We start from the raw sequence: 12,447 nt of genomic DNA on the forward strand, positions 1-12,447 counted from the left end.
TCAAGTCGCGGGCTGGCCGGACACGTCGCGACCGAGCACGAAAGCCGGCAGGGTCGCAAGCCTGTCATGAGCCATGATCGGGGCGGGCGCCCCGTCCGGCAGGTTCATTCGGGCCCGATTATGCCACCAGGTCGGCAAGTGCACACGTGCCGTGCCGAACAGATCATACGCCGATCCCGCGACAAACAGGCATCGGTTGGCCGGGACCGGCAGTTCGTCGAGCGCGAGCTGGTAGGGTTGTGGCTGCGGCTTGTAATAGCCGGCGCGCTCGGCCGTCACGAAGACAGCGAGAGGAACGCCGATGCGCTCGGCTGCGATGCGGCCAAGCCGCTCCGAGCAGTTCGTCACGACGCCGAGCGCGATGCCGGCCTCGAGTAGCGTCCGCAGCACCTCGCGGACCTCGGGCCAAGGATCGAGCTCCGCATAGCGTGCGCCAAGCTCCTCGGCAAGTTCGAACGGGAGCCCGACATTGCGCGCGGCCTCGCCCACCAGATCCTCATAGGGACGATAGCGCCCGGTGGCGTAGGTGTTCTTGAGATACTCGGCCCGCCAGCGCAGCCCGGCTTCGTCGGAGCCCGCGACCTTGTTCCAGAGCACCCAGCTGTCGAGCAGCGCGGTCAAGAGATCGAACAGAACGGCGTCATAGGCTCGAATCATGGGCTGAGCTCCGCTTCCGACCATCCGCGAAACCGTTCCCATTGCCTGACGGCGTCGGAGCCGGCCGAGACGACGTGATAGCGGTCGTGCTGGGCGCCGGTCGCGCAGGCATGGTTCGGCAGGATCCGCACCCTGGTGCCGACCGGCAGCGTAACCTGCGGCGCGGTGCTGCCGGGGCGGACGGCGATGATGCCGTGCTCCTGATTGGTTTCGGTCACGATCAAATCGGGATAGGGCCGTCCATCGATGTCGCAGACGATGCCGTAGCCTTGGTCGATTGGCTGTTTCGCGGTGCCGCGATCGCGCGACAGTGCCATCCAGCCCGCGTCGATGAAGGTCCAGCGGCGATCGGCGCGATGGCCGATCACCGTCGCGAGCACCGACAGCGCAATGTCCGCGACCGCGCAGACCCCGATTCCGGCCATCACCAGATCGAACATCACGAAGACGCCGGCGCGCACTTCGGTGACGCCATCGAGCCGGCGTGCGAAATGCGCTGTCGGTGTCGAGCCGACGCTGACCACGGGGCACGGCAGTCCGGCCGAACGCAGCACCTCGGCGCAGGCCACCGCGGCGGCGCGCTCCTCTTCGGCGGCTTGCTCGAGCGCCGCCACGCTGCGGCAGGAATAGGATTCGCCGGCGTGGGCCATGACGCCGCGCAGTTCGGCATCGCCTTGATGCAGTGCGCGGCCGATCTCGACCAGCAGCGGGTCGCTCGCGCCGACCCCGGCGCGGTGGCCGTCGCAGTCGATCTCGATCAGCACGGGAATACGGTCGTTGGTCATGCGCGCCATTGCGGTGACGGCGGCCGCCTGCTCCAGGCTGTCGAGCACCACGGACAGGTTCACGCCCTGCCGGCGCAGCGCGGCCACGCGATCGAGCTTCTGTGGCGCGACGCCGACGGCATAGAGGATGTCCTTCACGCCCGCCGCGGCAAACACCTCGGCCTCCTGCAGGGGCGAGACCGCGGCCGGGCCGCCTGGGCCGTCCATCACGGCACGCGCCGCCGGAATTGATTTCGCGGTCTTCAGATGCGGGCGCAGCGGCACCCCGAGCCGCGCCAGCCGCGTCTTCAGGCGCGCGATGTTGTGCAGCATCCGATCTTCGTCGAGGACCAGGCAGGGCGTCTCGATCCCGGCGAGGGGATGCGTTGTCGTCGAAACAGGAGCGGATGACATGCGGCGAGACTAGCCGTTTCCATGCTAAGCGCAATTTACCCAATGTCATTCCTATATTAAGTTTGAACTTAATGATCTCGACCGACGACATCCGCTTTTTCACAGCGATCGCCACGGCTCGGTCGCTGGCGGCTGCCGCGCGGGCGCTCGACGTGACAGCATCGGCGGTCTCGCAGCGGCTGCAGAGCCTCGAGCAGCGGCTGGGCGTTCAACTGGTCAGCCGTTCGGCCCGGCGGCTGACGCTGACCGATGAGGGCGAGCTTTTGGTGCTGCGCGGCGGCGCGCTGCTCGACGAGGCGACCGAGTTGACCGAAGCGCTGCAGGCGCGTCGCGGAACCATCTCGGGCCATCTGAAGATCCTCGCGCCGCTCGGCTTCGGGCGGCGTTACATCGCCCCGGTCGTTGCTGCCCTCCGGTCCCGCCACCCCGACGTATCGGTCGAGCTCGAACTGTCCGATCGGCCGGCGCGTGCCGCTGCCGGTGCGTGGGACGTCATGATCCACATCGGCGCCTTGACGGATTCCACGCTTCGCTTGCTGCGTCTCGCGCCGAACGAGCGCTATCTCTGCGCCTCGCCGGCCTATCTGAAGCGCCGTGGAACGCCGGCGAGCCCGCAGGATCTGCGTGGGCATGATTGCATCGCGCTGCGCGAGAACGAGGAGGACGTGACGCTCTGGCGGTTCTCGCGCCGGCGCGCCGCGGCGGCGCCTGATGTCATCAGGATCGAGCCGATGCTGTCGAGCAATGACGGTGAGGTGGTGAAGGCCTGGGCGCTGGCCGATCACGGCCTGATCGTCAGGTCGGAATGGGATGTCGCCGAGGACCTCGCCTGTGGCCGGCTGGTGCGTGTCCTGCCGAACCACCGTCTGCCGCCGGCCGACATCGTTGCGCTGCTCAACCCCGGCCGCAGTGGCCGGGCCCGGCGCACGCAGGCCTTCGTGGAGCACCTGCGCGCCGGCCTCTCGCCGCCGCCGTGGCGCGGCAGGCAGCGATGACTGCGATCGCCTACGCCGCGCCGGCCTGCTTGTTCAGATAGCCTTTTGCAAAGTCGAGATACCAGTCGAGGCAGCCGGGATTGGCCATCGCATCGCGGTTGATGACCTTCTCGACGGGATGGCCGAGCAACAGCTTCTTGACCGGCAGTTCCTGCTTCTTGCCGGACAGCGTGCGCGGAATTTCCGCGACGACGAAGATGTCGTTGGGCAGGAAGCGGCGCGACAGCCCGGCCTCGACCGCCTTGTTGATCTTCGCCTTCATCGCGGCATCGAGGGCAACGCCCTCGCGCAGCACCACGAACAGCGGCATGTAGCTGTCACGTCCGAGATATTCGAGGTCGACGACCATCGAATCCAGCACCTCGGGCAGCGCCTCAATCGCCGAATAGAGCTCGCTGGTGCCCATCCGCAAGCCGTGGCGATTGATGGTGGCGTCGCTGCGGCCGTAGATCACGCAGGAGCCGTCGGGGTTGATCTTGAGCCAGTCGCCATGCCGCCACACCGGGCCGCGGCCGGAGCCGTCGAAATTGTCGGGGTAGGTCTCGAAATAGCTCGCCAGATAGCGCGCGTCGCCGGGATCGTTCCAGAACCGCAGCGGCATCGAGGGCAGCGGCTCGGTGCAGACGAGCTCGCCGACCTCGTCGATCACGGCGCGGCCCTGCTCGTCGAAGGCCTCCACCGCGCAGCCGAGCAGGCGGCATTGCATGATGCCCGGCGTCTGCGGCAGTTCGCGATTGCCGCCGATGAAGGCGCCGGCGAAATCGGTGCCGCCGGAAATATTGGCCCACCACATATCGGCCTGCGCGGCGTTGCCGTTGCGCTTCGAAAGCGCGGCGAAGCGCTGGTTGAACCAGGCTTGCGTATCGGCGCTGAGCGGTGAGCCGGTCGAGCCGAGCGTACGCAGGCCAGAGAGGTCGCCGACAGCGGCGAGATCAATCTCTGCCTTGGTGCAATTGGCGAAGAATGCCGCGCCCGCGCCGAAGAAGGTCGCCTTGGCATCGGCGACGAAGCGCCATAGCGTGGTCCAGTCCGGCTTGTCCTTGCTGCCGCCGGGACTGCCGTCGAAGATGCAGCAGGTCGTGCCGTTGAGCAGGCCATTGGCCTGGCAATTCCACATGATCCAGCCGGTCGACGAGTACCAATGAAAGCGTTCGCCGAACGAGTTCGGCTGATAGCTGCAGCCGATGTCGTTGTGCAGCGTCGAGAGCGGCAGCGCCACCACGATGATGCCGCCATGGCTGTGCAGGATCGGCTTCGGCAATCCCGTGGTGCCTGAGGAATAGACGATCCAGAGCGGGTGATCGAACGGCAGCCATTCCGGCTCGAAGGCGTCGATCTCCGCACTCTCGCCCGCGAGGATGGACGACAGCCGCGTCTCGGCGGGCGCGGCGTCGCTGTGCAGGATGACGTGCTGCACCGTCGGCAGCGCGCGCCGCAGCTCCTCGATCACGCCTTGCCGGTCATGGCGCCGGCCGGCATAGGTCACGGCGTCGCAGGCGATCAGTACCTTCGGCTCGATCTGCTTGAAGCGGTCGATCACCGCGGGCGCCGCCATGTCGGGCGCGCAGACGCTCCAGATCGCACCCAGGCTCGCGGTCGCAAGAAACGCGATGATGGTCTCGGGGATGTTCGGCAGATAGGCGGCGCCGCGATCGCCCCGGCGTACGCCGTTGGCCTTCAGATGCAGCGCCAGCGCCGCCGATTTGCGCCGCAGTTCGGGCCAGCTCGTTTCCGAAAGCCTGCCGTCCTCGCCGCTCGCGATCAGCGCCGGCAGGCCTGCCGCGTGCGCCGGCGCGACATGACGGAAGACCTGGTGCGCATAGTTCACCGAAGCGCCGGGAAACCACACCGCGCCCGGCATCTTGCGTTCGGCCAGCACTGCCGAATGCGGCGTCGGCGAGCGCAGATCGAAATAATCCCAGACGCTCTGCCAGAAGGCGTCGATATCGGTGACCGACCACCGCCGCATCGCCTCGAAGTCAGCAAACACGAGGCCGCGCGTCTGCTTCAGCCATTGGCGGTAAAGGGCCATTTGCGGGACGTAAGGTGCAGTCATGGGCGGTTTCCGGATTTTCTTGTCGTGGCGTGCGCCAGATGGCGTGCGGGCGCTGTCTTAACATGGTGACGCAGGCACGGGGAACGCAGTCGAGCCACGGCTTGCGTCATATTCTTACCGCTGTCGCAGCGTGCTATGCCGTCGGTTGCACGGTCGATTCCGTGCGCATCCGATAGAGAGCTGCGATGTTCGTCGGAGAACTCTTCATCCTCGGCTTCTACGGCAAGGTCGTCCCGCCCTGGCTGAGCGAATTTGCCGCGCGGTTCGGGCTCGGCGGGGTGATCCTGTTCGATTATTCCTGCCAGACCCGGCAATACGACAACAACGTCGCGTCGCCTGAACAGGTGCAGTCGCTCTGCGCGGAGATCGCGGCGCTGCCGTCGCGGCCGCTGGTCTTCATCGACCAGGAGGGCGGTCTGGTGCGCCGGCTCAAGGATGGCCTTGGCTTTCAGCCGATGCCGAGCGCGAAGGACTTCAATCTGCTCGCCATCCCTGAGAAGCAGGCCATCCTGCAAGCAAGCTATCGCGAGCTGCGTCGGCTCGGCATCCGCTACAATTTCGCGCCCGTCATCGACGTCGACTTTAACCCTGACAATCCCAATATCGGCAGGGTCAAGCGGTCCTATTCGGCCGATATCGGCGAGGTCGAGGCCAATGCCCGCCTGGTCGACGCCGCGGCGCGGCAGGCAGGCATAGGGCTTTGCCTCAAGCATTTTCCGGGCATCGGCGGCGCGCACGTCGATTCACATCTGGAGTTCATGGACATTTCCGATGCGTTGCGGCCGGAGCAGGAGGAGCTGTTCTATGCGCTGGCGCCGCACACCTTCGGCGATGCGGTGCTGGTCAGCCACGCCATTGTCCGCCAGTGGGACGCGCAGCATCCGATGACGTTGTCATCGAAAGGGATCGGCCGGCTCCGGGGCCGCTTGCCGGAGACGCTGCTGATCACCGACGACATGCAGATGCAGGGGCTGCAGAAGGCGCTGGGCACCGGCGCGGCCAGCCTGCAGGCGATCGCCGCCGGCATGGATATGATCTGCATCGGCAACAATCTGTTCGACCAGGAGCAGGAGATGGCCGGCATCGCCGCGGCGGTCGCGCGTGCGGTGCAGGACGGGGCGCTCGATCAAGCCGCGGTGCAGCGATCCATTGCGCGCGTACAAAAGCGCAAGGCATTGCTCTCCTGATGGCGTTGAACCAAATTTTGCGCCGAGCGACCACAAGGGGCGGAACCAAATTTCATGACCGCGATTTAACACTGACGCTCATCGGGGCTAACAACCATGAAGATGCTCAAGCGTCTCTTCCGATTGACCTGGCTGCGCCGCGCCGCCCGCAACCCCGCCGATCTTCCGCCTGCCTCTATTGATCCCGACGAATTCACCCGCCTGCTTTGCAGCGGGCGCAGCGAAGATCTGCGGATCCTGGCAAAGCGGCTGAGCCAGCGCTCGCGGGCCCACGCGTAGATAGCGGGACAAATCCAGTCGTGGGCCGGTTTTCAGCAGAACCGGCAAGCCCGGCGCGCGGCCGCGGCTCCAACGCCTGATGCGATCAGCTACTGCTTTGCCTTTTCGTGATTGCCGATCCCGATCGCCTTGTAGTCATAGGTCGGGTAGAACTCGGTGTGATAGGCGCCCCACGCGCTGTTCTCGATGATGCGGTTGATCTCGCGCAACCGCGATGCCGGCAGCCGCAGTGTCACCACCTGGCCGACACCCATCATCACGTACCAGCTGACGACCTCGACACCTTCGGGCGGAAACGCCTTGTAGAAGCCCTGCCGTTCCAGCTGGGCATTCAGCTCGCTGAGCGGGCGTGACTGATCATGCTTGAAGAAGATCGTGAGCATCACGGCGTTGTCCGCCGTCGGCGTTGCATCGCCGGTCGGCGGGGTCTGGGCACCGCGCGGTGGTGCTGACCAGCAGTGCTGCGGTCAGCGCCGCCATTGTCATCCAGGATCGGTTCCGCCCTCGCTGCATTGCCGCGCCCTTGTTGTTGTTCGAGAGGCGGCGATCATCAGGGCGCCTGCCGGGGCTGTAAATTGACATTCGCCTGACCGGTCGCGTCGGGCCGATGTGAACTGCCTCACACGCGAACGCGCCGACGTGCTGTATGCCGATGCCATTCCAATGCCCAGAGGGATGATCGATGTCGACCCAGCGGATGGCGTATTGGTGGTTCAGGTTCGTTCTTTCGGGACGATTCCTGCAGAAGTTCCTTCGGTCCCGGCGCCCCTGAGGGCCGAGCCAGCGGCGCTGGTGTAGCCCAGTGCAACCCAAAGCGGGGCCCGTAAGAATACTGTCATTCGACTCGAATATGCGACTTTCGTTGCCAAATCAGCGGTAATCTGCGCCTGCTTGGCGGGTCGGGGCCCGAGGTCACAGTTGCGTCACCCGTAGTTTTACGGAGTCCCGCGTTAACGCGGCCACAAGTTCACCTTTGGTAAACCATACTTATGACGCAACATGACAATCGGGCCGAGGCGCGCCTTCCGACCTGGGTGGGTGGAACCGCAACGCTCGAAACGCCGCCGCTTGAGCTTCCGGAGGCCGCCGCCCCGCGGGCGCAGGTAACCACGGACGCCGGCGCCGCGATCGTCCGCCAGTTCAACGGACCCGTGACGGCGCTGCTGCTCTATATGAATGAGCTCAAGCAGCACAGCCATCAGTTCGCGCACGCCCCCGGCAACGGCGTCTATCTACGCCAGGTGATCGAGAACGCGCTTGAGCAGACCGAGCGGGTGTCCGCGATGCTGAAGCAGATTTCCGATCTTTATCCGAGCGCCATTCCGGCCGCCGATCTCAAGCCGCCGGGGGACGACAAGCCGGCGGGTTCAAGGTCGCCCGAAATCATGTTCGCGCCGGAGGCCGGCCGCAAGCCGTTGACCAAGCGCGAGCGTGAGGTGCTCAGCCTGATCAGCGACGGCTACTCCAACAAGCAGGGCGCGCTGCGAATGAACATCAGCCCGCGCACGTTCGAGAGCCATCGCGCCGAGGCCATGCGCAAACTCGGTGCGCGCAACACCGCCGATCTCGTCCGCAAGGCTCTGCTGCACTCCGCCTGAGCGGGGGGCAGCTCTCAGAAATCGTCTTCCGCGGCAAAGCACAGACGCGGTGCGGGCCGCGCTGCCGGGGCAGCGGCCTTCGGTTCGTCCGGAACGATCGTGACCACCCAGGCTGCCGTCGTGCCGGACCTGCTTTCGACAATCGCGCGCACGCGTCCCGTCACGGTCGCGCCGGCGGACCGGACCGTGGCGGGCCGGCCGTTGAACTGGGCCATGCGGAAGCGGCGGGCCTCCTTGCGATCGGTCGTCTGGTACGTGAACATCAGCTCCCCCGTGCGTCCACGCAATTCTGGGGATTCAGCGTTATCCGACGGTGAAAATCGTAAACCGTAGAAGTACGGCTTAGCGCTCTGGAGCGTTTTCGAGCGAAGTGGGTACCGGTTCGCGTAAAGAAAACGCGTCAAAACAAGAATCTAGAGCCCCGTTCCGATTCCATCGGAACGGAAAGGCTCTAGCTGCCGGTCTCCTGGCAACTCAGCAGTCGCGCATACTGCGCCTTGACCGTGGCGTAGCATTCGCACGCGGTCCTGATCAGTCCATCCGCATTGGTGATCTCGATGTGACCACGGCTGTAGTGGATGAAGTTCGCCTGTTGCAGGGTGTGCGCGACCAGCGAAACGCTGTTGCGGCGCGCGCCGATCATCTGCGCCATCGCCTCCTGGGTCAGGATGATCTTGTTGCTGCCGGAGAGATCGCGCATCTGCAGCAGGCATCGTGCCAGCCGCGACTCCACGGTGTGGGCGGCGTTGCAGCCGGCCGTCTGCTGGATTTGGGCATAGACGGCGAGCCCATGCCGGATCAACATCGCGCGAAGCGTCGGGCTCTGGCCGGCAGCTGCCCGCAACGGCTCGAGCTCGATCGTCGATGCGACGCCCGGCACCAGCACCATCGCGTTGTTCAACGTCCGTCCTTCTACGAGCGGGGCGAAAGCGCCATAGATGCTGTCGCGACCGACCATCGCGACCTGGACGCGCTCGCCTCTTGCCAGCTTGACCACCAGCGAGATCACGCCCTTGTGCGGCATGTATGTCCGCTTGAGCATCTCGTCGGTCTCGATCAGGACCGAATCGGCGGTGAGGTCGACCGTCCGCAGATGCGGCCGGATCAGCTCAAAATCGCTCTCCGAGAGCGACGACAGGAATCCGTTGGGCGATCGCGGAACCGTATCCAAAGCAACCTCCTGCCTTCTGGCAAGCTTTGTCTCTGGGCACCAGGGCTGACGCGTGCAGCTGGACGTTCTTGCAACCTATTCTGGCGCGTGTTGGTTCCAATGGGAAGGAATAGACCTATCGCCGCATGATGCGGTTTGCGTGCTCCGGCCGGCCGGCGCCAGTCAATCTTCCGGCCCAATCAATTGTTCGGCGTGCGCCTTGACGGTCGCATAACATTCACACGCCGCCTTCCGCAGGCCGTCGATGTCGGTGATTTCGATATGACCGCGGCTGTAGCGGAGGATGCCGGCCTGCTGAAACCCGTGCGCGACGATCGAAACCGCGTTGCGGCGGACACCGATCATCTGCGCCAGCATCTCCTGGGTCAGCGGCAATGCTTCGCTGCCGCACAGATCGCGCGCCCGCAGCAGCCATCGTGACAGCCGTGCCTCCACCGGATGCGAAACGTTGCAGGCGACCGATTGCTGCGTCTGCGCCATCAGCGCCTGCTCATAGAGCGCGACCAGGGTCCGGAAATCCGCGCTGCGATTTGCTGCCTCGCGGAACTCCTCCGCCCGCAGCATCGAAGCCGTACCCGGCACCACGACGATCGCGTCGGCAAGCGGCGGCCGCTCGTGCAGCGCGGCTGACGCACCAACGATGCCGTCGCGACCAACGGTTGCAATCTCGACTGATTGCCCGTCGGACAGATTGACCATCATCGAGACCACGCCGCTGTGCGGAAAGTAGACCCGCTGCACCGGTGCGCCGGCATCGGCGAGCACCGTTTCCTTGGTCAGGTCGACGGTTTCCAGAAGCGGATGGAGCTGCGCGTACTCCGTGGAGGGAAGTGCTTGCAACAGACGATTGGGCGGACGCGATAGCGCGGACATTGGAGCTCCTGCCGAGGGCGGGAGCACTACGGTCTCGCATCACCTACTCTTGGCGTGTGGAATGAACGCGAACATAGCTTGCCTGTCCAATTGCACAAGGGTTGTGGTGCGAACTCTATACCCTCTAGGGGGCAGACGGTCCGCGCCGCATCGGCCTGCGCGGCCATCGGGATCGATTCGAGCGACAAGCATTGCGCGACCAAAGGTTGCGGCTTTGGCGCGCATTTATTGATTTCCATTAACTCTGATCAGTGCAGACCGCGCGTCGATGTAGCCGTGATTCCGGCTGTCAGGTCGGCAGCGCCAGGATGCGGCAAGTCCTGCAAATGCGGGACGAATTCGCCGCCGCGACAACCGCGCGTTGCCGGCCTTGCGCGGCCAAGCCGAACGGCTGCGCCGCGTGGCCCGTAAACCACCGGCGATGCCATTCTGGGTATTTGTACGGACCAGCCCTTTAACGAACGGGTAGCGCGGACAGACCAGTGTGGCACGGGTCGCCGTGTGAAACTTGCGGCGTCGCGTCAATCGTGTTCATCCAGAAGGGTATCAGTATGTCCGGCATCGTTCTTTCGGCATCGGTCCGTCAAAATCTGCTTTCGCTGCAGTCCACGGCCGACCTGCTCGCCACCACGCAGAACCGCTTGTCCACCGGCAAGAAGGTCAACACTGCGCTCGACAATCCGACCAACTTCTTCACGGCGCAGTCGCTCGACAACCGCGCCAGCGACATCAACAATCTGCTGGACGGCATCGGCAACGGCGTGCAGGTGCTGCAGGCCGCCAACACCGGCATCACCTCGCTGCAGAAGCTCGTCGACAGCGCCAAGTCGGTCGCCAACCAGGCCCTGCAGGCTGCAGTCGGCTATTCTCAGAAATCGCAGGTGACGACCGCAGTTGTCACCGGCGCGACCACCGACGATATCCGCGGCACCGCCACCTACAGCAATACGGTGCTCGCTGGTTCGGTCGTCAACAACAATCTCACGACGCCCGCTGCGATCACGGCCGCCACCAAGCTCGTCAGCGCGACCAACGCTGATACCCTGGCGACGACCCCGTCTGGCACGATCAGCGTCAACGGCAAGACGATCACGTTCTCGACCGCGCAGACCACTTCGACGACCGATTCGGCCGGCAACGTGACCCTCGGCACCGGCGCGGGCAGCACGCTGACGGTCGGCGACCTGCTCACGGCGATCGACGGCATCACCGGCGCAACCACCGCCTCCACCGTGTCGGCTGGCGCGCTCCAGATCAGCACCGGCATCAACCAGGATCTCAACCTCTCCGGCTCGGCGCTGGCCGCTTTCGGCCTTACGACCGGAACCACGGCACGCACCGTGGCAACGCCTTCACCGCTGGATGGTCTGACGCTGACGATCGGCGCGACCGGCAACGGCACCGCCACCAACATCACCTTCGGCAGCGGCACGGGCAAGGTGAAGTCGCTCAACGACCTGAACGCCGCACTGTCGGCCAACAACCTGCAGGCGTCGCTCAGCGCGACCGGTGCGCTCACCATCAGCACCACCAACGATGCTGCGTCCGCGACCATCGGTACGATCGGTGGCACCGCAGCCGCTTCCGGCAAGCTGTTCAACGGCCTGGCGGGCAGCGCCCCGGTGCAGGATCCGAATGGGCTGGCGAACCGCTCCAACCTGGTCAACCAGTACAACAACATCCTGGATCAGATCACCACGACCGCTCAGGACGCGTCGTACAACGGCATCAACCTGCTCAATGGCGATCAGCTCAAGCTGACCTTCAACGAGACGGGCTCCTCGACCTTGAAGATCCAGGGCGTGACCTTTGATGCCTCCGGCCTCAACCTCACCAAGCTCGTGGCCGGCACCGACTTCATCGACAACGCCTCGGCCAACGCTACGCTGAAGACGCTCAACTCGGCGAGCGGCCTGCTGCGTACCCAGGCTTCGACCCTCGGTTCGAACCTGTCGATCGTGCAGATCCGCCAGGACTTCTCGAAGAACCTGATCAACGTGCTGCAGACCGGCTCGTCCAACCTGACGCTGGCCGACACCAACGAGGAAGCGGCCAACAGCCAGGCGCTGTCGACCCGCCAGTCGATCGCGGTGTCCGCGCTGGCTCTGGCCAACCAGTCGCAGCAGAGCGTTCTGCAGCTGCTCCGCTAAGCGTAGCCGCGACAGACATCGAATAGCGAGGCGGCGGAGGAAACTCCGCCGCCTTTGCTTTTGCGTGCGTTGATCACCCCGCCGGCTTCAACCAATGGGCGATCGCGCCCTGATGCAGGCCGACGTCATGACCGCGAATGTTTCGCAGGGCTTAACGGTCCTTCGCGCTCATTTGGTTCAAATTGTGATGACCGTTGGAACGGCCTCTTTCCCGTCCGGGTGGTAAGGGCCTGTCCTGGTGAGACTGTCCGTGATGTCGTGATGCATCGTTCGACGGCTTGAAGAGCTTCATCGTCCGTAGTT

12 protein-coding genes are annotated in these 12,447 nt (G+C 64.9%); 5 read left to right on the forward strand and 7 right to left on the reverse strand.

The annotated features are described in order from the left end of the window. Nucleotides 1-657 carry an HAD-IA family hydrolase gene (locus tag HAP54_RS14185; RefSeq protein WP_166300826.1) on the reverse strand — a complete coding sequence of 219 codons (657 nt, stop codon included), beginning with the start codon at nt 655-657 and terminating at the stop codon, nt 1-3. Beyond that, nucleotides 654-1,835, reverse strand: a complete 1,182-nt coding sequence (locus HAP54_RS14190; RefSeq protein WP_166300829.1) for a DSD1 family PLP-dependent enzyme — start codon at nt 1,833-1,835, stop codon at nt 654-656. The genes HAP54_RS14185 and HAP54_RS14190 overlap by 4 nt, the downstream gene beginning before the upstream one ends. A gap of 71 nt (nt 1,836-1,906) precedes the next feature. Here HAP54_RS14190 and HAP54_RS14195 point away from each other — a divergent pair, with 71 nt between their 5' ends. Beyond that, nucleotides 1,907-2,830: a LysR substrate-binding domain-containing protein gene (locus tag HAP54_RS14195; RefSeq protein WP_166300832.1), complete on the forward strand. Its 924-nt coding sequence runs from the start codon at nt 1,907-1,909 to the stop codon at nt 2,828-2,830. A gap of 10 nt (nt 2,831-2,840) precedes the next feature. On the opposite strand, the gene HAP54_RS14200 is transcribed toward HAP54_RS14195, so the two are convergent. Continuing rightward, nucleotides 2,841-4,901, reverse strand: a complete 2,061-nt coding sequence (locus HAP54_RS14200; RefSeq protein WP_224741933.1) for an acetoacetate--CoA ligase — start codon at nt 4,899-4,901, stop codon at nt 2,841-2,843. 170 nt (nt 4,902-5,071) lie between these two features. Here HAP54_RS14200 and HAP54_RS14205 point away from each other — a divergent pair, with 170 nt between their 5' ends. Beyond that, nucleotides 5,072-6,073, forward strand: a complete 1,002-nt coding sequence (locus HAP54_RS14205) for a glycoside hydrolase family 3 protein (RefSeq protein ID WP_166300837.1) — start codon at nt 5,072-5,074, stop codon at nt 6,071-6,073. A 96-nt stretch (nt 6,074-6,169) separates the two neighbouring features. Beyond that, nucleotides 6,170-6,352, forward strand: coding sequence for a hypothetical protein (locus HAP54_RS14210; protein WP_166300840.1), 183 nt, complete (start codon nt 6,170-6,172; stop codon nt 6,350-6,352). An 89-nt stretch (nt 6,353-6,441) separates the two neighbouring features. On the opposite strand, the gene HAP54_RS14215 is transcribed toward HAP54_RS14210, so the two are convergent. Beyond that, nucleotides 6,442-6,735 carry a hypothetical protein gene (locus tag HAP54_RS14215; RefSeq protein ID WP_414646194.1) on the reverse strand — a complete coding sequence of 98 codons (294 nt, stop codon included), beginning with the start codon at nt 6,733-6,735 and terminating at the stop codon, nt 6,442-6,444. 606 nt (nt 6,736-7,341) lie between these two features. Between HAP54_RS14215 and HAP54_RS14220 the strand changes: the two genes are divergently transcribed. Further along, on the forward strand, nt 7,342-7,950 hold the full coding sequence (locus HAP54_RS14220) for a helix-turn-helix domain-containing protein (RefSeq protein ID WP_166300842.1): 609 nt from the start codon (nt 7,342-7,344) through the stop codon (nt 7,948-7,950). A gap of 14 nt (nt 7,951-7,964) precedes the next feature. Here HAP54_RS14220 and HAP54_RS14225 read toward each other — a convergent pair whose 3' ends face one another. The 3 genes from HAP54_RS14225 to HAP54_RS14235 form a co-directional block, all read right to left on the reverse strand. Then, nucleotides 7,965-8,213, reverse strand: coding sequence for a hypothetical protein (locus HAP54_RS14225; RefSeq protein ID WP_166300845.1), 249 nt, complete (start codon nt 8,211-8,213; stop codon nt 7,965-7,967). Between the two features lie 188 nt (nt 8,214-8,401). Then, a complete protein-coding gene (locus HAP54_RS14230; protein ID WP_166300848.1) occupies nt 8,402-9,121 on the reverse strand; it encodes a Crp/Fnr family transcriptional regulator in 720 nt (239 codons plus the stop codon). A gap of 162 nt (nt 9,122-9,283) precedes the next feature. Then, complete coding sequence (locus tag HAP54_RS14235; protein ID WP_224741266.1) at nt 9,284-9,994, reverse strand: Crp/Fnr family transcriptional regulator; 711 nt, start codon at nt 9,992-9,994, stop codon at nt 9,284-9,286. A 551-nt stretch (nt 9,995-10,545) separates the two neighbouring features. Between HAP54_RS14235 and HAP54_RS14240 the strand changes: the two genes are divergently transcribed. After that, entirely contained in the window at nt 10,546-12,144 is a 1,599-nt protein-coding gene (locus HAP54_RS14240; protein ID WP_166300851.1) for a flagellin, read from the forward strand. Nucleotides 12,145-12,447: the final 303 nt, after the last annotated feature.

Origin of the sequence: Bradyrhizobium sp. 2S1 (assembly GCF_011516625.5) — a bacterium.
In the GTDB taxonomy this organism is placed as follows: Bacteria; Pseudomonadota; Alphaproteobacteria; order Rhizobiales; family Xanthobacteraceae; genus Bradyrhizobium; species Bradyrhizobium septentrionale.

Bases quoted from the DNA above. Each gene is read 5' to 3' on its own strand.
- HAP54_RS14185 (WP_166300826.1), bottom strand. From the start codon at position 657: ATGATTCGAGCCTATGACGCCGTTCTGTTCGATCTCTTGACCGCGCTG.
- HAP54_RS14190 (WP_166300829.1), bottom strand. From the start codon at position 1,835: ATGTCATCCGCTCCTGTTTCGACGACAACGCATCCCCTCGCCGGGATC.
- HAP54_RS14195 (WP_166300832.1), top strand. From the start codon at position 1,907: ATGATCTCGACCGACGACATCCGCTTTTTCACAGCGATCGCCACGGCT.
- HAP54_RS14205 (WP_166300837.1), top strand. From the start codon at position 5,072: ATGTTCGTCGGAGAACTCTTCATCCTCGGCTTCTACGGCAAGGTCGTC.
- HAP54_RS14210 (WP_166300840.1), top strand. From the start codon at position 6,170: ATGAAGATGCTCAAGCGTCTCTTCCGATTGACCTGGCTGCGCCGCGCC.
- HAP54_RS14215 (WP_414646194.1), bottom strand. From the start codon at position 6,735: ATGCTCACGATCTTCTTCAAGCATGATCAGTCACGCCCGCTCAGCGAG.
- HAP54_RS14220 (WP_166300842.1), top strand. From the start codon at position 7,342: ATGACGCAACATGACAATCGGGCCGAGGCGCGCCTTCCGACCTGGGTG.
- HAP54_RS14225 (WP_166300845.1), bottom strand. From the start codon at position 8,213: ATGTTCACGTACCAGACGACCGATCGCAAGGAGGCCCGCCGCTTCCGC.
- HAP54_RS14235 (WP_224741266.1), bottom strand. From the start codon at position 9,994: ATGTCCGCGCTATCGCGTCCGCCCAATCGTCTGTTGCAAGCACTTCCC.
- HAP54_RS14240 (WP_166300851.1), top strand. From the start codon at position 10,546: ATGTCCGGCATCGTTCTTTCGGCATCGGTCCGTCAAAATCTGCTTTCG.